The 18,855-nt window shown below is 66.7% G+C and carries 19 protein-coding genes; 8 read left to right on the top strand and 11 right to left on the bottom strand.

Annotated elements, in window-relative coordinates; genetic code table 11:
- Window positions 1-12: 12 nt before the first annotated feature.
- The 4 genes from HPC46_RS20090 to HPC46_RS20075 form a co-directional block, all read right to left on the bottom strand.
- Complete coding sequence (locus tag HPC46_RS20090) at window positions 13-855, bottom strand: enoyl-CoA hydratase (RefSeq protein ID WP_179473110.1); 843 nt, start codon at window positions 853-855, stop codon at window positions 13-15.
- A 79-nt stretch (window positions 856-934) separates the two neighbouring features.
- Window positions 935-1,942 carry a dihydrodipicolinate synthase family protein gene (locus HPC46_RS20085; protein ID WP_179473108.1) on the bottom strand — a complete coding sequence of 336 codons (1,008 nt, stop codon included), beginning with the start codon at window positions 1,940-1,942 and terminating at the stop codon, window positions 935-937.
- A 21-nt stretch (window positions 1,943-1,963) separates the two neighbouring features.
- Complete coding sequence (locus HPC46_RS20080; RefSeq protein WP_179473106.1) at window positions 1,964-2,761, bottom strand: SDR family NAD(P)-dependent oxidoreductase; 798 nt, start codon at window positions 2,759-2,761, stop codon at window positions 1,964-1,966.
- 12 nt (window positions 2,762-2,773) lie between these two features.
- On the bottom strand, window positions 2,774-3,535 hold the full coding sequence (locus HPC46_RS20075) for a crotonase/enoyl-CoA hydratase family protein (RefSeq protein WP_179473104.1): 762 nt from the start codon (window positions 3,533-3,535) through the stop codon (window positions 2,774-2,776).
- Window positions 3,536-3,696: 161 nt separating this feature from the next.
- Between HPC46_RS20075 and HPC46_RS20070 the strand changes: the two genes are divergently transcribed.
- Window positions 3,697-4,455 (top strand): TetR/AcrR family transcriptional regulator, encoded by a 759-nt coding sequence (locus tag HPC46_RS20070; RefSeq protein WP_179473102.1) that lies wholly within the window; start codon window positions 3,697-3,699, stop codon window positions 4,453-4,455.
- Here the strand turns inward: HPC46_RS20070 and HPC46_RS20065 are convergent.
- From HPC46_RS20065 to HPC46_RS20055, 3 genes are all read right to left on the bottom strand, one after another.
- A complete protein-coding gene (locus HPC46_RS20065; RefSeq protein ID WP_179473100.1) occupies window positions 4,452-5,627 on the bottom strand; it encodes a thiolase family protein in 1,176 nt (391 codons plus the stop codon). The two genes, HPC46_RS20070 and HPC46_RS20065, sit on opposite strands and share 4 nt — an antisense overlap.
- A gap of 88 nt (window positions 5,628-5,715) precedes the next feature.
- Window positions 5,716-6,618, bottom strand: coding sequence for an enoyl-CoA hydratase/isomerase family protein (locus HPC46_RS20060; RefSeq protein WP_179473098.1), 903 nt, complete (start codon window positions 6,616-6,618; stop codon window positions 5,716-5,718).
- Between the two features lie 9 nt (window positions 6,619-6,627).
- Window positions 6,628-7,398 carry a FadR/GntR family transcriptional regulator gene (locus tag HPC46_RS20055; RefSeq protein ID WP_179473224.1) on the bottom strand — a complete coding sequence of 257 codons (771 nt, stop codon included), beginning with the start codon at window positions 7,396-7,398 and terminating at the stop codon, window positions 6,628-6,630.
- A 141-nt stretch (window positions 7,399-7,539) separates the two neighbouring features.
- Between HPC46_RS20055 and HPC46_RS20050 the strand changes: the two genes are divergently transcribed.
- From HPC46_RS20050 to HPC46_RS20020, 7 genes are read left to right on the top strand one after another with little or no spacing between them, the layout of a single operon-like run.
- Entirely contained in the window at window positions 7,540-8,352 is an 813-nt protein-coding gene (locus tag HPC46_RS20050; RefSeq protein ID WP_179473096.1) for an enoyl-CoA hydratase/isomerase family protein, read from the top strand.
- 15 nt (window positions 8,353-8,367) lie between these two features.
- Window positions 8,368-9,171, top strand: a complete 804-nt coding sequence (locus HPC46_RS20045; RefSeq protein ID WP_179473094.1) for an enoyl-CoA hydratase/isomerase family protein — start codon at window positions 8,368-8,370, stop codon at window positions 9,169-9,171.
- Window positions 9,168-9,953 carry an enoyl-CoA hydratase/isomerase family protein gene (locus tag HPC46_RS20040; RefSeq protein ID WP_179473092.1) on the top strand — a complete coding sequence of 262 codons (786 nt, stop codon included), beginning with the start codon at window positions 9,168-9,170 and terminating at the stop codon, window positions 9,951-9,953. Before HPC46_RS20045 ends, HPC46_RS20040 begins: the two co-directional genes overlap by 4 nt.
- Window positions 9,953-11,410 carry a class I adenylate-forming enzyme family protein gene (locus HPC46_RS20035; protein WP_179473089.1) on the top strand — a complete coding sequence of 486 codons (1,458 nt, stop codon included), beginning with the start codon at window positions 9,953-9,955 and terminating at the stop codon, window positions 11,408-11,410. Before HPC46_RS20040 ends, HPC46_RS20035 begins: the two co-directional genes overlap by 1 nt.
- A complete protein-coding gene (locus HPC46_RS20030; RefSeq protein ID WP_179473087.1) occupies window positions 11,400-12,869 on the top strand; it encodes a class I adenylate-forming enzyme family protein in 1,470 nt (489 codons plus the stop codon). Before HPC46_RS20035 ends, HPC46_RS20030 begins: the two co-directional genes overlap by 11 nt.
- A complete protein-coding gene (locus tag HPC46_RS20025; RefSeq protein ID WP_179473085.1) occupies window positions 12,862-14,340 on the top strand; it encodes a class I adenylate-forming enzyme family protein in 1,479 nt (492 codons plus the stop codon). The genes HPC46_RS20030 and HPC46_RS20025 overlap by 8 nt, the downstream gene beginning before the upstream one ends.
- A gap of 11 nt (window positions 14,341-14,351) precedes the next feature.
- On the top strand, window positions 14,352-14,960 hold the full coding sequence (locus tag HPC46_RS20020) for a maleylpyruvate isomerase N-terminal domain-containing protein (protein WP_179473083.1): 609 nt from the start codon (window positions 14,352-14,354) through the stop codon (window positions 14,958-14,960).
- Here the strand turns inward: HPC46_RS20020 and HPC46_RS20015 are convergent.
- The 4 genes from HPC46_RS20015 to fabG are packed head-to-tail and all read right to left on the bottom strand — an operon-like array spanning window position 14,945 to window position 18,777.
- Window positions 14,945-15,628 (bottom strand): GntR family transcriptional regulator, encoded by a 684-nt coding sequence (locus HPC46_RS20015; protein ID WP_179473081.1) that lies wholly within the window; start codon window positions 15,626-15,628, stop codon window positions 14,945-14,947. The two genes, HPC46_RS20020 and HPC46_RS20015, sit on opposite strands and share 16 nt — an antisense overlap.
- Before the next feature lies 1 nt (window position 15,629).
- Window positions 15,630-16,823 (bottom strand): acyl-CoA dehydrogenase family protein, encoded by a 1,194-nt coding sequence (locus HPC46_RS20010; RefSeq protein ID WP_179473079.1) that lies wholly within the window; start codon window positions 16,821-16,823, stop codon window positions 15,630-15,632.
- On the bottom strand, window positions 16,820-18,040 hold the full coding sequence (locus HPC46_RS20005) for an acetyl-CoA C-acetyltransferase (protein WP_179473077.1): 1,221 nt from the start codon (window positions 18,038-18,040) through the stop codon (window positions 16,820-16,822). Before HPC46_RS20005 ends, HPC46_RS20010 begins: the two co-directional genes overlap by 4 nt.
- Window positions 18,037-18,777, bottom strand: a complete 741-nt coding sequence (fabG, locus tag HPC46_RS20000; RefSeq protein ID WP_179473075.1) for a 3-oxoacyl-ACP reductase FabG — start codon at window positions 18,775-18,777, stop codon at window positions 18,037-18,039. The genes HPC46_RS20005 and fabG overlap by 4 nt, the downstream gene beginning before the upstream one ends.
- Window positions 18,778-18,855 lie beyond the last annotated feature (78 nt).

The raw sequence follows: 18,855 nt of genomic DNA, 5'->3' as shown, positions 1-18,855 counted from the left end.
CGTCCTCTCAGCTCACGTCAGGGGCGGGAAGTTCGGGGGCCGCTTCTCGAAGAACGCGGTGATGCCCTCGATGAAATCGGGGCGTTGCATGGACTCGTGCATGAGGGTCTCCGCCCGCCGGCTGGCGTCGGCCGCCTCGCGCAGCGCGTCGCCGTACACCTGCCGCTTGATGACGGCCAGTGAGCTGGGTGCGCAATTGGCGGCGATGTCTGCGGCGTATTCGATTGTGCGGTCCAGCAATTGGTCCGGTGCGACGACTTCTTTGACCATGCCGAGTTCGAATGCCTCCTCGGCGTAGAACACCCGCCCGCTCATCAGCAGATCCAGTGCCGCTCCCCAGCCGACGACCTTCGGCAGGATCCACGAGATGCCGTATTCGGCGATCAGGCCGCGACGGGCGAACGAGGTGGTGAACTTGGCTCCGGCCGCGGCGAACCGGATGTCGCACATCAATGCCTGCGTGAGTCCGATGCCGGCGCAGGCGCCGTTGATCGCGGCGATGACGGGCTTACTGACGGTCGTGACGAACAGCGGATGGCGCTCCCCGACCATCTTGCTGATGTCGGTCTCACCGTCGCTGTCGACGCTGGCCGAGCTGATCGACGAGAGGTCGCCCATATCGGCTCCGGCGCAGAACGCGCGCCCCGAACCGGTGACCACGATCGCGCGGACTCCCGCGTCGGCTTCGGCGGCATCCATACCCGCGTAGAAGCCTGCGGCCAGCCCGCCGCCCCACCCGTTCATCCGCTCCGGCCGGTTGAACGTCAAGACCGCGACGCCGTTGTCGAGGACCTCGTAGAGAACAGGCTGGGCCGCAGCGGAATTGGCGGTGACATCAGCTTGGGTGTCGGTCACCTACGCGTACCTCCCGGAAATGGCGCGCCAGCATGCGGATTTGTCCATACTGTACACCTATCGGTATCACCTTCCGCAATTAACCCGCGACGAGGCCGAGACGCTGGTAGGCCTGCTGAATCTGGGTCTTTCCAGCGTCGGGCAACTCGGTCTGCGGCGGGCGCGAATGCGGATAGTCGCCGATCGGAAGTCCGAGCAGCGACGCGGCGTATTTGAAGGCCCCACCCCAGTGGGTGAAGTAGTCCGGGCGGCCCGGATAGCAGGTGAACCACGAACCCATGTCGATGCCGAACTGGTCCAGCCCGGACTTCTGCGCGTAGTCCATCGCCTCGATGAGCTTGTCGGCCCAGACCAGCTCCCAATATTCGGAGATGATCGGCTGCTGCGGGGTCTCGTGCAGGTAGCCCGCGGTGCCCAATTGCGCGGGGCCGACGATGCCGGCTCGCAACCAGCCCGCGCGGTACACCGTGAGATCGCATTCCCAGATCACCAGGCCGGGCGCCAGCTCGTGTAGCAGCCTGCTGTTCCCCGGACGGAACGCGCCCTCCTTCGTCGCGCACACGGCGGGGATTTCGGCGTAGATGCGCGCCCCCTCCGCTGGTGTCAGCACGTATCCCGACGACGGGGAGTTGAACATGCCGAGTGCGATATCGGTGCGATCGGCGATGTATCTGAAGAACCGTAGAACGCCCGCTCCCCCGTGGGTCTCCATCATCGGGGTCTGGATGTAGGCGATGTCGGCGCCGGCTTCCTGGGCGTGCCGGGTGAGTTCCAGGCAGTCCTTGGCGGCCGTCGCCGCGGTGCAGGCCTGGATGACGACATCGGGGTCGATGCGCCGGCCCTCCTCGATTGCGATCTCCAGCAACCGCTTTCGCTCAGCAAGAGTCAGCGACCAGAATTCGGCGATGCCGCTGGTGCACCACAGCATCGGGTGCTTCAGCTCACCGACGCAGTACCTCACCAGCGTCCGGTAGGCGTCCCAGTCGATCTCGTCGCCGTCGGTTCCGGCGAACGGCGTGTAAAGGCTGTTGCCGATCCCACGCAGTTGCGTTCGCGCCCACTCCCGGGCGTCGCGTGTTGTCGCCATCACCGCTCCTTGGTTTCAAGCTCAGGTGAAATCGCTGCCGCCGTCGACGTTGATGTTGGCGCCGGTCATATACGAATTGCGTTTGGAGGCAAGGAAAGCGACGACCGGGCCGATCTCCTCGGGCAGCCCGGCCCGCGGCAGGTGAGCGGGGTGCCCGAAGTGTGCGTCGATCGCGGCCATCAGCGCGTAGGGGTCGGATCCGTCGACGCCGACAGACTCGGCCCAGCCGGTGAGCGCCTCGGAAGCGATGCTGCCCGGAGAGACGACGTTGACCAGGATCTCGTCGGGGGCCAGCGATAGCGACAGATTCTTGGAGACACTGGTGACCATCGCCTTGGCCGCGGTGTAGGCCGCCAACCGCTGGCTCTGCCGTTGCGTGGACTGGGCGGAGAAGTTGACGATGCGCGCCCACTCCGCGGCCCGCAGCAGGGGCAGTGCCGCGCGCACGCAGCGCACCATCCCCATCGCGCCCTCGTCGATGGCGGTGCGCCATTGATCATCGGTCAGATCGTCGAAAGTGCCTTGCACACTTGGCCCGACGGCGTTGATGAGGATGTTGAGCTCGCCACCCCACCGCTGGCCGATCTGGGCGAAGACCCGCTGCACCTGCGAGTCGTCCCCAGTGTCGACCACCAGGCCGACCGCGTCCGGGCTGCCGCGCCCGATCAGTTCGTCGGCTGCCGCGTCCAGCAGAGCGGCCGTGCGTCCGACGAGTGCGATGCGGGCGCCGTCGTCGGCCAGACACCGGGCGGCGGCCAATCCCATTCCGCGCCCACCGCCGACCACGACGGCGGTGGCGTCACCGAGTCCCAGATCCACGGCCGGCAGGGCTTACGTGTTCGTCCAATTCGGCGCCCGCTTCTCGGCGAACGCGACGGCACCTTCACGCGCATCGTTGGAGGAGAAGACCGGGATGATGAGTTCCAGCTGCTTCTTCCACATTTCGGACTGGCTCCAATCCGCGGACTGGATCAGTACGTCCTTGGTGGCGGCGACGGCAAGCGGGCCGTTGGCGCTGATCTTCCCGGCCAGCTCGACCGCGCCGGCCAGCGCTTCGCCGGGTTCGGTGAGGACGTTGACGAACCCCCATGCCTCGCCCTGCTCGGCGGTGAACGTCTCGCCGGTGAGCGCCAACTCGAACGCCTTCTGATACGGGATGCGCTGCGGCAGGCGCAGCAACCCACCGCCGGCCGCGACCAGACCACGCTTGACCTCGGGGATGCCGAACTTCGCGGTCTTCGACGCGACCACCAGGTCGGTGCCCAGCACCACCTCGGTGCCGCCGGCCACGGCGTAGCCCTCGACGGCCGCGATGAGCGGCTTACGCGGCGGGCGTTCAGTAAACCCGATGCCACGCCCGGGGATCGCCACGATCTCGCCGGCCGCGAACGCCTTCAAATCCATCCCTGAGCAGAAGTTTCCGCCCGCGCCGGTGACCACGCCGACGGTCAGATCAGGGTCGTCGTCGAGCTCGTCGACCGCATCCGCAAGTCCTTGGCTCACAGCAAGATTCACCGCATTGCGCGCCTCGGGGCGATTGATCGTGATGACCAGAATCCGGCCTTGGCGTTCGCGCAGCACTGCGTCCGACACCCGGTGCTCCTCCGTGTTTGATTCGCTGGTATCGGTAAAACCTACTATAGGCTTTACAGTAGCGGGTAGAGACCGGTCGGATCGCGAGCGGAGACGCAGTTCACAGAGCAACGCCAGGTAGATTCCGCGCTACCGGTTCTTCAAACGGAAGGTGACCTACAGTGGCCAAGCCAGCGACCGCCACCAAACGCCCGCGGCGCGAGCGCGGGTCGATCAACCCCGACGACATCATCGCGGGTGCCTTCGAACTGGCCGAGCAGGTGTCGATCGACAACCTGAGCATGCCGCTGCTGGGCAAGCATCTCGGTGTCGGCGTCACCAGTATCTACTGGTACTTCCGCAAGAAGGACGACCTTCTCAACGCGATGACCGACCGCGCGCTGAGCCAGTACGTGTTCGCCACGCCCTATGTCGAAGCCGCCGATTGGCGGGAGACCCTGGCCAACCATGCCCGCGCGATGCGCAAGACCTTCATGGGCAACCCGATCCTGTGCGATCTGATCCTGATCCGCTCGGCGCTCAGCGCACGGGCCGTCCGCGCCGGTGAGATGGAAGTGGAGAAGGCGATCTCCAGCCTGGTCGAGGCGGGCCTGTCCGCCGAGGACGCGTTCGACACGTACTCCGCGGTCTCCGTGCATGTGCGGGGTTCGGTCGTGCTGCACCGGCTTTACGAAAAGAACGCCGCCGCCGGTGAAGACGCCCACCAGCTCGAGGACACGATCATCGGCAACGCCGACAGCACGCCGCTGCTGGCCAAGGTGAGCGCCGAGGGCCACCGGATCGGCGGCACCGACGAGCGCAATTTCGAGTTCGGCCTGGAGTGCATCCTCGACCATGCCGCCGCGCTGATCGAGGAGGGCAAGAAGCCCGCCGCGAGCAGTCCCCGCAAAGCGGGAGGCCCCAGCAAGCGAGGCCTTTAGACCTCGATGATGACCGCGCCGCCCTGGCCGCCACCGGCGCACATCGCGGCCACACCGATGCCTCCGCCGCGACGGCGCAGCTCGTAGATCAGGGTGGTGATCATCCGGGCGCCGGACGCCGCGATGGGGTGCCCCAGGCTGCAGCCGCTGCCGGAGAAGTTCACCAGCTCCTCGTCGATGCCGTACTCCTTACAGGCCGCGATCGGCACCGAGGCGAAGGCCTCGTTGATCTCCCACAGCGCCACGTCCGACGGCTTGAGGTCGGCCCTGCCGAGCACCTTGCCGATGACCTTGACGCCGCCCAGGCCGGTGTCGCGCGGGGCAACACCCACCGAAGCCCATGCCTTCACGGTCGCCATCACGTCCAGCTTCTGCGCCTCGGCGTAGGCCCGGTCGACCACCGCCACCGCAGCGCAGGCGTCGTTGGTGCCACTTGCGTTGCCCGCGGTGATCGAGAAGCCCTCTATCTCCGGGTGCAGCACCTTCAGGCCGGCCAGCTTCTCGGCGGTGGTATCGCGGCGGGGATGCTCGTCGACGCTGAAGTCCACGACCGAGCCGTCGAACTGCTGAATCTTCAGCGGCAGGATCTCATCGAGGAACTTGCCGGCATCCTGAGCGGCGACGGCGCGCTGGTGCGAGCGTGCAGCCCAGGCGTCCATGTCTTCGCGGGTCAGGCCGTAGGACTGCGCGGTGTTCCAGCCGACGGTGATGGACATGTCCTTGGCCGGAGCGTCCGGGGTCTCGACGTGGGTCGGCGGCATCCACCGCTCCTCGAACTTCAGCTCCGGTCCAGGAATGCGCCAGTTGGTCAGGGGCGTCATCGACAGCGACTGGACGCCACCGGCGATCAGCACGCGCTCCATCCCGGAGCCGATCTGTGCCGACGCGTTGCCGATCGCGGTCAGGCTGCCCGCGCAGTGCCGGTTGACGGACTGGCCCGGCACGTGCTCGAGGCCGGTCGCATCGGCGGCATAACGCGCGAGATCGCCACCACCGTAATGGGATTCGGCGAAAATCAGGTCATCGATCTCCTCCGGGTCGACACCGGACCGGCGGATGACCTCCGGCAGCACCGCGGTGATCAGCGTTTCGGGCGGGGTGTTGACCAGCGTGCCCTTGAAGGAACGACCGATCGCGGTCCGGACGGCACCAACAATGACTGGTTCGGGCATGACGACCTCGCTTCGACGTTGAGACGTTACGCAGTGGCAACTTTACAAAAGTAGCAGGAACTGTAGCGCTGACGGTAAGTGGTCCGCGTCACTCTGGTTCGGGCACGTGGAAATGCTCGTCTCGCAGTCGGAACGCCTCTTTGGTTCCGACCTGCGCCCGGGTCTTGACGAAGTTGAACTCCCCCGGCGAGAACTGCAGGTTGGTGCCGTACGCATGGAACAGGTAGCTGGCCACCTCTTCGCCCTGGTAGGCCTGGCTCTGCTCAACTAAGCGGAATGCTTCTTTGGCGATGACGACGCCGTCGGCGGGCATCTTGGCCGTCTTCTCCGCCCAGTACTGTGCCCGTGCCGTCACCTTCCCGGCATCGCAGGTGTCGGTGAAGACGCCGAGGTGCTCGACGTCCCCCGCGGTGATGATGTCGCCGGTCAGCAGCATTCGCCGGGCCAGCACCGGGCCGAGTCGGTGGAAGAACATGTGCAGGCTGCCCAGCGCGGGCCCGAGGAATCGGGTGGCCGGCATCCCGATCTTGGTGTCGCGTGCGACAACTGAGATGTCAGCCATCAGCGCCATCTCAAATCCGCCACCGAGCGCGTACCCATTGATCTCCGCAACAGTGACCTTCGGGAAGCCCATCAGGTTGTGATAGAAGCCGAATGACTTGCGGTCCACCGTCAGTCGACGCCGCTGGCTGGGTCGGCGCTTGGCCTGCTCCTCGGTTTTGTCGCGACCACTCTGCTCTTCGCGCGAGCGCTCATCGCCATACCAGCCGTAGGCGTTGTTCATGTTCGCGCCGGTGGAGAACACTCCCTCAGCGCCGCGCAACAACACGACGGTGATGTCGTCATCCTCGGCCACGACATCCAGGTGACGAGCGACGGTCTCCCGCATCGCGGCGTCGTACGAATTGCGCTGCGCGGGGTTGTTCAGCGTGATCGTGGCAATCCGCTTGTCGCGGTCGACCTCGAACAACACCCGATCGTCATCTGTCATATCGCTTCCTCACCTGGGGTCTGCGTTGGAAATGAGCTTGGCTTCGATGGTTCTGTCCCGACCGAAGGCCAGGGTGTGCCGCCGCGCGGCGGCAAGGTGGTCCTGGGCCAGCCGGACCGCGCGGTCGGCGTTGCCGTCGGCAATCGCGTCGAGCATCTTGCGGTGGTCGCGCAGCGCGGCCCGCATGGTCTTGTGCCGCATCGGGTCTGGCTCGTCACTCCATACCGACGCCTCATGCGCCGACCAGATCAGCTCCAGCGACCCGATCAGCAGGATCATCGGCTCGTTGCCACATCGGGAGACCAGCGCCTCGTGGAAGCGTCGGGCGTTCGGAACGTACTGCGCCGTGTCCTCGAATTGCAGCTCCTGGCGCTCGATCTCGGCCTGCAAATGGGGTACAACCTCGGTCATCCGATCCGCGCGCGCGGCGCACATGCCTGCACAGATCGGCTCGAGGTGCATAAGCGCTCCGCTGACGTCGGCCGGGGTCGACGAACGCGATTGCAACACCATGCTGATCATGTGAGCGGTTCGGTCGGGCGACGGCAGGTGCACGACGGCTCCGCCCACATTGCCGCGGCGCACCGACACCAATCCGTCGATCTCGAGGATGTGGATCGCCTCCCGCAGCGCGGGTGGGCTGACGCCGAACTCGGTGAACAAGCTCTCCTGCGACGGCAGGACATCGCCTTCCCGCAGCCGCCCCGACAGGATGTCCTCGCGCAGCCGGGACGCGACGATCTCGGCTACGCGGGGCTGGCGAATACGCCGGGCGGCCATCGTCATCGGGTCCTGCGCCGGCCGAACCGGCTGGTCCTCGCCGTCGCCCATGGGTCCCCTCGTCAGGCCATCCTTGCTATCTTGTACAAGATAGCACTACTGTTGGGCTATCCGTAAAGTCGCGGAAGGGCGGATTCTTCGGTGGGTGACGAGGCCCAGTCGGCCGATGGTGTCGTATCGACGTCACGGGACGGCGCCATACTGCACATCGTGCTGGACCGGACCGGTCGACGTAATGCGCTCAGCCACAGCATGATCGACACGCTCAACAGCGTGCTGGTGAGCGCTGCCAGCGACGACAGCCTGCGGGCGGTGCACATCGGTGGGGCTGGTTCAGACTTCTGCGCCGGAGTGGACTGGGTGGGCTCGAACAGCAGCGGGGGGCGCCCTCGCACCGGCGACCTGGTCCGCCGCATCCCGCATACCGCGCATCGTGTGATCGAGCTCGTGCACACCGTGGCACTGCCGGTGGTGTGCACGGTGCGCGGTTGGGCCGCCGGTATGGGCGCCAATCTGGCGCTGGCCGCCGACTTCACGGTCGCCGCGTCCGATGCCGTGTTCTGGGAGCCGTTCCTGGACCGCGGCTTCAGCCCCGACTCCGGTTCGACGTGGCTACTGCCCCGGCTGGTCGGGATGGCCCGCGCCAAGGAAATGCTGCTGCTCGGCGAGAAGGTCGACGGCGCAACGGCCGCGCAGTGGGGGCTGATTCATCGCAGCGTCGACGACGCCGACCTGGACGCCACCACAGCCACCCTCCTGGACCGGTTGGCATCGGGACCGACGGTCGCGATCGGGCTGGCCAAGCAGGCCATCAACCAGAACCAGCACGCCACTCTGAACCAGGCGATGATGCAGGAACTGTTCAATCTCGAACTATCCTGCCGAACTGCGGATTTCAAAGAAGGACTGGCGGCGTTCCGGGAACGCCGCTCCCCCGGCTTCACCGGTCGATGAGAGATGAGAAACCAGATGTCATACGACACCATCGGCTATGAGATCGAGGGCCACACGGCCACGATCACGCTGAACCGCCCGGAAGCGCTCAACGCGCTCAGCCCGCACATGATCACCGAACTGCGTGCGGCCTACGACGAGGCGGAAAACGACGACAACGTCTGGATTCTGATCGTCACCGCCGTCGGGCGCGCCTTCTGCACCGGCGCCGACGTCAAGGAGATCCCCGAAGACGGCAAGGTCATCAACGAGCGGCCCTTCCTGTCCACCTACGAGCAGTGGGAGGCTCCGCAGGAAGGCACCCCGCCGTTTCGCCGGATGGCCAAGCCGGTGATCGCGGCGATCAATGGAATCTGCTGCGGGGCAGGCCTGGACTGGGTCACCACCGGCGACATCGTGATCGCCTCCGAGAAGGCGACGTTCTTCGACCCGCACGTGTCCATCGGCCTGGTGGCCGGCCGGGAGATGGTCCGCCTGGCTCGAGTGCTGCCCCGTACGGTCGCGCTGCGGATGGCGATGATGGGAAAGCACGAACGGATGGACGCCCAGCGCGCCTACGACCTCGGTCTGGTCACCGAGATCGTCGAACACGATCGGCTTCTCGAGCGGGCCCACGAGATCGCCGAGATCGTCACGCGCAATGCGCCGTTGGCCGTTCGGGGCACCCGCCTGGCGATCATCAAAGGCCGCGAGATCCCGATGCACGAGGCCGAGATGCTCGCCGAGGCCTTCCGGGAGCGCAACCTGCACACCGCGGATTCCCTGGAAGGCCCCAAGGCCTTCGTCGAGAAGCGCACCCCGGAATGGCTCTGCCGATGACCGCCGCGTTCGAGACCATCCTGCTCGACTTCGACCGCACCGACCACGTTGCCACCATCACCCTCAACCGTCCCGACAAACTCAACTCCTTCAACCGAACCATGTGCGAAGAGGTGGCCGCCGCGTGGCGGATCGTGAAGAACGACAACGCGATCAACGCGGTGGTGCTGCGCGCAGCCGGAGATCGGGCGTTCAGCGCCGGGCTGGACGTCAAGACCCCCTACGGCCAACCGCAGAACGTGTGGAACCACGAAGATCCGGGCGAACTGCTCAGCCCGAAGTGGCAGAAGATGTGGAAGCCCGTCGTGTGTGCGGTGCACGGCATGTGCACGGCCGGGGCGTTCTATTTCATCAACGAGTCCGATGTGGTGATCTGCTCGCAAGACGCCACCTTCTTCGATTCCCACGTCAGCGCCGGTCTGGTCTGTGCGCTCGAACCGATCGGGCTGATGCGCAAGATCGGCCTCGGCGAGTCGCTGCGAATCGCGTTGATGGGTAACGACGAGCGGCTAAGCGCGGACACCGCCCTGCGAATCGGCTTGGTGTCCGAGGTCGTTGCTACCGACGACCTGTGGTCACGCGCGCACGAGATCGCCGCGACCATCGCCGCCAAGCCGCCGTCGGCCACCCAGGGCACCGTCAAGGCGATCTGGGAATCGCTGGACAAGCCCTATCGGGCGGCAATGGAGCAGAACCTGATCTACACCCGGTTGGGCAACCCGCTGGGCCAGGCCGAGTTGGCCGAGCAGGGGAAGATCCGGATCACCCCGAAGGTTCGCTAGTGTCCGTGCACCCACTGAGCCGGCGGATCGGCGAGGTCCTCGGGCTGGCGCCTGAGGCGAGGGCGATCGAGTACGACGGCGATTGGCATACGTGGGGACAGCTCGGCGAGCTGAGCGGTCAGGTCACCGCGACAGTGCAACCCGGCACACACGTGGGAATCCTGTTGCGCAACACTCCCGCACACGTCGCAGCGCTGCTGGGCGTGCTGTCGGCGGGGGCGTGCGTCGTCGTCGTCAACCCGTCGCGGGGCGACGAACGCATCAGGGCCGACATCGCGGCACTCACCCTTCCGGTCATCATCGGAACCGCCGACGACATCAGCCGGCTAGCCCAGCCGACGGACACCACGACGGTGGTGACGATCGGCGACCTGCGCGACGCGCCGCGGATCCGGCAAGGGACGCCGGGCAGCCCCGCTCTCTCGGCCGTGGCCGTTCGGATGCTGACCAGCGGCACCACCGGTCCGCCCAAACGAGTCGACCTCACCTACGACATGCTGGCGGTGTCGGTCATCGGCACCGACTTCACCGACGCCCCCGCGCCGTCTGCGGTATCCGGGAGCGTTGCGATCGTCAACGCACCGCTGGTGCATATCGGCGGGGTGTATCGGGTGCTGCAATGTATCTGCGAGGCAAGGCCATTCGTGCTGTTGCCCCGATTCGAGCTCGAGTCGTGGGTAGCTGCGGTGCGCAGCTACCGGCCCAAGGCGGTGTCGCTGGTGCCCGCTGCACTGCGGACGGTATTGCACTCCGATCTCGGCCCCGACGACCTCGCCGGTGTGCGGGCCGTCACCTCGGGCACCGCACCATTGTCGGCCGAAGATGCCGACGCGTTCACCGACAAGTTCGGCATTCCGGTGCTGACATCTTACGCGGCAACGGAATTCGGCGGCGGTGTGGCCGGCTGGACGCTGGCCGACCATCGCAGGTTCTGGCAGTCCAAGCGGGGCAGCGTCGGCCGGGCCAGCCTCGGCGCACAGCTGCGGGTGGTGGCTGACGACGGCACACCGCTGCAACCGGATCAGCAGGGCCTGCTGGAGGTGAAGCCGGGGCAACTCGGCCGCGACGCGGACTGGGTGCGGACCACCGACCTGGCCCGCATCGACGCCGACGGCTTCCTGTGGATCCTTGGGCGCGCCGATCAGGCCATCATCCGCGGCGGGTTCAAGGTGCTGCCCGACGACGTGCGCGCCGCGTTGGAGAGCCATCCCGCCGTGCTGGGCGCCGCGGTGGTGGGACGGCCCGACGAACGACTCGGTGACACCCCGGTCGCGATGGTCGAGTTGCGCGACGCCAGCTCGGCCAGCGGCGCCGACTTGACCGAGTACCTGCGAGGGCGGCTGGCGCCCTACGAGATTCCCTCGGAGATTGCGGTCGTCGAGTCGATTCCGCGGACGCCGTCCGGGAAGGCCGATCTGACCGCGGTCCGGCAACACTTCACCGGCCGTGAGCCCTGACACCGTCGGGGCGCTCGTGCGCGCGCAGGCGGCCGCGCGCGGCGATCATCCCCTGCTGGTGTGTGACGAGGAACGGCTCACCTACGCCGACGCCGAGCAGTACTCGGCAGAGCTGGCCCAGAGACTGATCGCATTGGGCGCGGGCAAGGGCACGCACGTCGGGTTGCTCTACCCGAACGGCGCCGAGTTCGTGGTCGCGATGCTGGCCGCGGCGCGGATCGGTGCGGTCGTGGTTCCGTTCTCCACGTTCTCGACCGGGCCCGAGCTTCGCGACCAACTCGTGCACAGCGATACCGAGATCCTGCTGGCCACCACGTCTTTCCGCGGGCACGACTACGTCGCGAGGCTTCACGACGTGAGCGCACCGTGGTTGCGTCACATCGTGTTCGACCATCAGATCGCCGAGCGCGCCGCACCAGAGTTGGCCGCCGCTCTCGAAGAGGATGTCAACGGCTGCGACCCGCTGACGATCGTCTACACGTCGGGGTCCACCGGCGCACCGAAGGGCGTCGTGCACACCCACGAGTCGTTGCTCGGGCATCAGCGCAACCTCAACGAGATTCGCGGCCTAACCGCTGCGGACCGGCTGTTCTGCAACTCGCCCTTCTTTTGGATCGGCGGCCTCGGGTTCGGTCTGCTGGCGACGCTGGTCGCCGGCTCGACACTGGTGTGCTCCAACGCCGAACCTAGTGCGCTGCTCGACCTTCTGGAAGCCGTGCGCCCGACGATGACCAATGGATTCACGGCCGGCATAGTGCATCTGGCCCGGCACGAGAGCTTCGCCGGCCGGGATCTGTCGTCGATGCGGCGCGGCAACCTCTACCCGATCATGGCACCCGAGGCGCGGCCGCGTGATCCGGAACTGCGCCACAACATGCTGGGTATGACCGAGGCCGGCAGCGTCGTGCTGTTCAGCGGGGACGACACCGACCAGCCCGAGCACCGCCGGGGATCGTTCGGCAAGCCCGCTCCCGGATTCGATACGAAGATCGTCGACGGCGAGCTGTGGATCCGGGGCCGCTACCTGATGCAGGGGTACTACAAGCGCAGCCGTGAGGAATGCTTCGACGCCGACGGCTGGTTTCACACCGGTGACCTGTTCCGCACCGACTCCGACGGCTTCTTCTACTTCCTCGGCAGAAGCGGATCGATGATCAAAACCGTGGGCGCCAATGTCTTTCCGGCCGAGGTGGAGAAGGCCATCTTTCACGTCACCAACGGTCTGGCGGCCCACGTTCTGCCCCTTCCCGACCCCGAACGCGGGCAGCTCGTCGCCGCCGTCGTGCTCGTTCCGGACGGCCGCACGTTCGACGAAGCCGGTGTGCGCGAGAAACTCAGAACCGAACTCTCGTCGTACAAGATCCCGAGGCGGTTCGCCGTCCTCGCGCCCGACGAGCTGCCGCTCAAGTCCAGCGGCAAGGTCGACCTGCCCCGGCTGGCGGCGGTGTTCGATGTCTGACACCGTCGACGCGCTGATCCGGGCCCGGGCGGAACTCGGCGACAAGCCATTCGTCATCGACACCACGAGCCGGATGAGCTATGCCGAACTCGACTCGGTGACAAGCAGTCTCGCCGGGGCCATGGTCAATGCGGGCATCGGCAAAGGCAGCCGGGTCGGGCTGATCATGGGAAACAACATCCGCTGGGTGCAGCTGGCGCTGGCTCTGACGCGCATCGGCGCGGTGCTGGTTCCACTGAGCACCCTGCTGACGACACGGGAACTCGCGGCACAGCTTCACACGGCCTCAGTGCAGTACCTGATCGCCGTCGAGGAGTTTCGCGGCCACCGGTATCTGGACGATCTGACCGGACTTCCCGCGCTACGCCAGGTCTGGCGCGCCGACGAATTGCCCACGGCCACCCGAGTTACTGGGATCGGCGAATTCGCCGACACCGTCGTTCCCGCCGACCCGATGGTCATCATGTTCACCTCCGGCAGCAGCGGACCGCCCAAGGGCGTCATCCACTCACACGGCAACGCACTGGGGGCCGTACGGTCCGGCCTGAGCGCCCGCTGCATCGACGCCGACACCAGGCTGTACCTGCCGATGCCGTTCTTCTGGGTCGGTGGCCTCGCCGGCGGCATCCTGTCCGCACTGATCGCCGGGGCGACCCTGGTGACCGAGGAGATCGGAGAACCCGAAACCACCCTGCGCCTGCTGGAACGGGAGAAGGTCACCCTGTTCCGCGGGTGGCCCGATCAGGCCGAAGCGCTGGCCTATCGGGCCGCCGACGTCCCGGCTGACCTGTCCGCGCTGCGCCCGGGCAGCCTGGAGGCCCTCCTGGCTGCCGATCAGCGCGCCGAACCAGGTGCGCGGGCCACGCTGTTCGGGATGACCGAGGCCTTCGGACCGTACTGCGGCTACCCCGCCGACACCGATATGCCGCGGTCAGCGTGGGGAAGCTGCGGAAAACCGTTCGACGGCATGGAGGTTCGCATCGCCGACATCGACGGCGGCGACCCGCTGCCCGCGGGTGCCGTCGGCATGATTCAGATCCGCGGGCCGCACACGCTGCGCGGCGTCTGTCGGCGCAGCCGCGAGGAGGTGTTCACTGCCGACGGCTTCTATCCGACCGGCGACCTCGGGCACCTCGATGACGATGGATTCCTGTTCTACCACGGCAGATCCGACGACATGTTCAAGGTCAGCGGCGCCAGCGTGTACCCCAGCGAGGTGGCGGCCGCTTTGCGGGAGATCGACGGTGTGCGGGCCGCGTTCGTCACCGACGTGGACGGGAGAGTCGGGGCCGCGGTTGTCTGCAGCGGCCGAACGACCGACGAGCTGCGTGCTGAGGCCCGCGCGCGGCTGAGTTCGTTCAAGGTGCCGGCGGTCTGGCTGCTCCTGGACTCCGATGACGATGTCCCGCGGGGCACCACTGGAAAGGTCGACGTCCGCCGACTGCGTGAGTTGCTGGCCGCGCAGGCGTAGCTTTCATTGCGATGACGCTCGAAACACAAGTGAACCTCTACCGGCTGGCCGGTGACCACGCCATCTCGGTGGTCGCGCAGATACCCGAAGACCGGTGGGACACCTCCGCGCTCGGGACATGGACGGTACGCACCCTGGTCGGCCACATCGGCCGGTCGTTCACCACCGTCGTCGAATACTCGGCGCGGCCCGCGGACCGAGTCGACGTCGCCGACTCGGCGCACTACTACCTCGCGATCGCCGGCTTGCTCGCCGACCCGGCGCAGATCGATGCCCGCGCCGTCCAGGCCGGGCTCGCGCTGGGCGAACATCCCCTGGACACATTGCGCGATCTGCAGGATCGCGCGGCCGCGGCGCTGACCACCGACGACCGGGTGATCACGACCATCGCCGGGGGGATGCGACTGTCGGACTACCTGCCCACCCGCATCTTCGAACTCGGGCTGCACAGCGTCGATCTGGCCCGCGCGCTCGGTGTGTCCGAAGCACTGCCACCCGGGATCGTCGACAGTATCCTGGATCTCGCTGTCGAAGTCGCGCAGCGCCGAGGGGACGGTCAGGCGCTGATGTGTGCGCTCACCGGCCGCGGCCCATTCCCGTCGGGCTATTCGGTGGTGTGAAAGCGCTGCGCCACACCCTGTTTCACCAGGTGCTCGATGAGCGGGCCCGCGCCTGCGGCCAGGTGCTCTGACATCGCTGCCCTGGCCCGCTCCTCATCATGGGCCTTGAGTGCGGCCAGGATCCGCTTGTGGTCGGCGATCGACTTCGCCGGCCAGCCTTCGATGGTGGGGAACACCGATTCCGGTGCGTACCGGGTGATCTGGGACATGAGCTGCGCCAGTTTCGGGGAATCCGCCGCGACGTTGATGGCGCGGTGGAACTCGTGGTTCAACCGGACCGCACGGGCGTCGTCGGCGGCATAGGCGTCGACCAACTCGTCGTGGATCGCCGACAATTCCCGCAGTTGCTCGTCGGTGATGTTCAGTGCGGCCCGCGCAGCCAACTGCCCGCCCACGTAGGCCTGCAGGTTCGAGACGTCGTTGATATCCCGGTCGGTGAACGGCAGCACGACAAAACCACGCCGCGGCAATTGATCCAGCAAGCCCTCACCGCGCAGCTCGAACAGCGCTTCCCGCACCGGCGTGACGCTGATACCCAATTCGGCCGCCAGCTGATCCAGCCGGATGTACTCACCGGCGGGGTAGGTGCCGTTGAAGATCCGGGTCCGCACGAACCGGGCGACATCCTCGGCCAGCTGCGGGCGTGGCGCGAAATCGGGCGCGCTCATGTCAGATCCGGTAGTCGGCAAGCAGCCGCTTGCTGATGATGTTCTTCTGGATCTCGCTGGTGCCCTCACCGATGAGCAGGAACGGTGCGTCCCGCATCAGCCGTTCGATCTCGTATTCCTTGGAGTATCCGTATCCGCCGTGGATGCGGAAGCTCTGCTGGGTCACCTCCGCGCAGAATTCACTGGCCAGGTACTTCGCCATGCCTGCGGCCACGTCGTTGCGCTCGCCGGAGTCCTTGAGCCGCGCGGCGTTGACCATCATCAGGTGTGCCGCTTCGACTTTCGTGGCCATCTCGGCAAGCTGGAAGGCGATGGCCTGGTGCTCGGCGATCGGCTTGCCGAAGGTGGTGCGCTGCTGGGCATAGCGAACCGCCAGCTCGAACGCCCGGATACCGACGCCACAGGCGCGAGCCGAGACGTTGACGCGGCCGACCTCGACACCGTCCATCATCTGGAAGAAGCCCTGCCCCGGCTGGGCGCCCAGCACGTCGTCGGCACTGGCGACATACCCGTCGAAGATCATCTCGGTGGTGTCGATGCCCTTGTAGCCGAGCTTGTCGATCTTGCCCGGGATCGTCAGACCCGGTGCGACTTCACCGAAGCCCGAGGGCTTTTCGACCAGGAAGGCGGTGAGGTTGCGATGCGGCTTGTCCGCGCCCTCATCGGTGCGCACCAGCGCGGCGACCAGAGTCGAGCTGCCGCCGTTGGTCAACCACATCTTCTGGCCGTCGATGGTGTACGTGCCGTCGCCGTTGTACTTCGCCTTGGTGCGGATAGCGGCAACGTCGGAACCGAGCTCGGGCTCCGACATCGAGAACGCGCCGCGGATCTCGCCGGTGGCCATTCGGGGCAGGAAACGCTGTTTCTGCTCATCGGTGCCGTGCTGACGGATCATGTAGGCCACGATGAAATGGGTGTTGATCACCCCGGAGACGCTCATCCAGCCGCGGGCCAGTTCCTCGACGCACAGCGCGTAGGTGAGCAGCGACTCGCCCAGCCCGCCGTACTCCTCGGGAATCATCAGGCCGAACAGGCCCATTTCCCGCATCTGGTCGACGATCGCCTGCGGATAGGTATCGGAGTGCTCGAGCTCCTGGGCGTTGGGGATGATCTCCTTGTCGACGAATTGCCGGACGGTGGAGACGATTTCGGTCTGGACCTCGGTCAGGCCGAGCGTCTGGGCAATACGGGTCATTTGGTGTCCACCCTTTCGAACACCGCAGCCAGCCCCTGGCCGCCGCCGATGCACATCGTCTCCAGCCCGTAGCGGGCGTCGCGCCGGTGCAGCTCACGGGCCAGCGTCGCCAGCATCCGTCCGCCGGTGGCCCCGACCGGATGCCCGAGCGAGATCCCGGAGCCGTGGACGTTGGTGCGCTGGTGGTCGGCGTCGGTGAAATGCCATGCCCGCATGCAGGCCAGCGCCTGCGCTGCGAACGCCTCGTTGAGCTCGATCAGGTCGATGTCGGACATCCTCAGACCGGCTTTGGCCAGCGCGACCTCGGTGGCGGGCACCGGACCGATGCCCATCACCTCTGGCCCGACGCCGGCGCAGCCCCACGAGACCAACCGAACCAGCGGCGTGAGCCCCAGTTCGGCGGCCCGCTCCGGAGTGGTGACGATGCACATCGAGGCGGCGTCGTTCTGCCCACTCGAATTTCCGGCCGTGACGGTGGCATCCGGATCCTCTTTGAGCAGAACGGGTTTGAGCTTGCTCAGCGATTCGACCGTCGTGTCAGCCCTGGGATGTTCGTCGGTGTCGATCACATCGTCGCCGCGACGGCTCGTGACAGTGACGGGGACGATCTCCTCGGCGAGGATGCCGTCCTTCTGCGCCGCCACCGCCCGCTGATGGGAGGCCACCGCGAGCTCGTCCTGTTCCCGACGCGAGATGCGGTATTCGCGACGCAGGTTCTCCGCGGTCTCCAGCATGCCGCCCGGCACCGGGTAGTGCTTGCCGCCTGCGGTGGTACGCCCACGGGCCAACCCGTCGTGCACCTTCACCCCGCCGCGGCTGCCACCCCAGCGCATGTCGGTCGAATAGAAAGCGACATTGCTCATGCTCTCTGCGCCGCCCGCGACCACGAGATCGTTGTCGCCAGAAGCGACTTGGAGGCAGCCCTGGATGGCGGCCTGCAGCCCCGAGCCGCAGCGCCGGTCGACCTGCATTCCCGGCACCGTCACCGGCAGGCCGGCATCGAGCGCCACGACCCGGCCGATCGCCGGCGCCTCGCTGTTGGGATAGCAGTGCCCGAGGATCACGTCCTCGACGGCGTCGGGCGCAACCCCGGTACGGGCCAGCAGGCCTTTGAGTGCGGCCACCCCGAGGTCGACGGCCGTCAGTGAAGCGAACATGCCGCCGTAGCGGCCGATCGGCGTGCGGACCGGCTCGCAGATGACGGCCGTGCGCGTCACAGGTGCCGTCCGCCGGTGACCTCGAGCACCGTTCCGGTCATGTACGACGACAGGTCGGAGGCCAGGAACAGTGCCACCTTGGCGACCTCGGACGGTTCCCCCGCCCGGCCCATCGGCACCTCAGCGACCTTGGAATCCCAAATGCGTTGCGGCATGGCCTCGGTCATCGCCGAGCGGATCAGGCCCGGCTGGATGGCGTTGACCCGCACGCCCAGGTGGGCAAGCTCCTTGGAAGCGGCCTTGGTCATCCCGACGATGCCGGCCTTGGCTGCCGAGTAGTTGGTCTGTCCGATCATGCCGACCTTGCCCGAGATCGAGGACATGTTCACGATCGCGCCGCTCTTCTGCTCACGCATCACCATGGAAGCTTTCTTCAAGCCGTTCCAGGTGCCCTTCAGGTGCACCGAGATGACCTGGTCGAACTCGTCCTCGGTCATCTTGCGCAGGGTGGCGTCGCGCGTGATCCCGGCGTTGTTCACCATGATGTCGAAGCTGCCGAACTGCTCGATCGCCGAGTCGACGAGTGCGTCCACGTCGGCGTAGGCGGTGACATTGCACTGCACCGCGCGGGCGACGTCGGCGCCACCGAGCTTGTTGACCGCCTCCGCGGTGGCGTCGAGATTGAGGTCACCGAGCACCACGCGGGCGCCCTCGGCGATGAACTGCTCGGCGATCGCAAAGCCCAGGCCCTGCGCTCCACCGGTGATAACCGCGGTCTGGCCGGCCAGCAATGACATCTGATCTCCCTCTATCCTTCGACGAACCCCCGAATCGGCAACATCATATTTCATATATGATCGCCGGAGCCAGCGCCC

The organism is Mycolicibacterium vinylchloridicum (assembly GCF_013404075.1).
GTDB classification, from domain to species: Bacteria; Actinomycetota; Actinomycetes; order Mycobacteriales; family Mycobacteriaceae; genus Mycobacterium; species Mycobacterium vinylchloridicum.
Note: the sequence above shows the minus strand (reverse complement) of the source record. Positions and strands in the feature narration are given on the sequence as shown.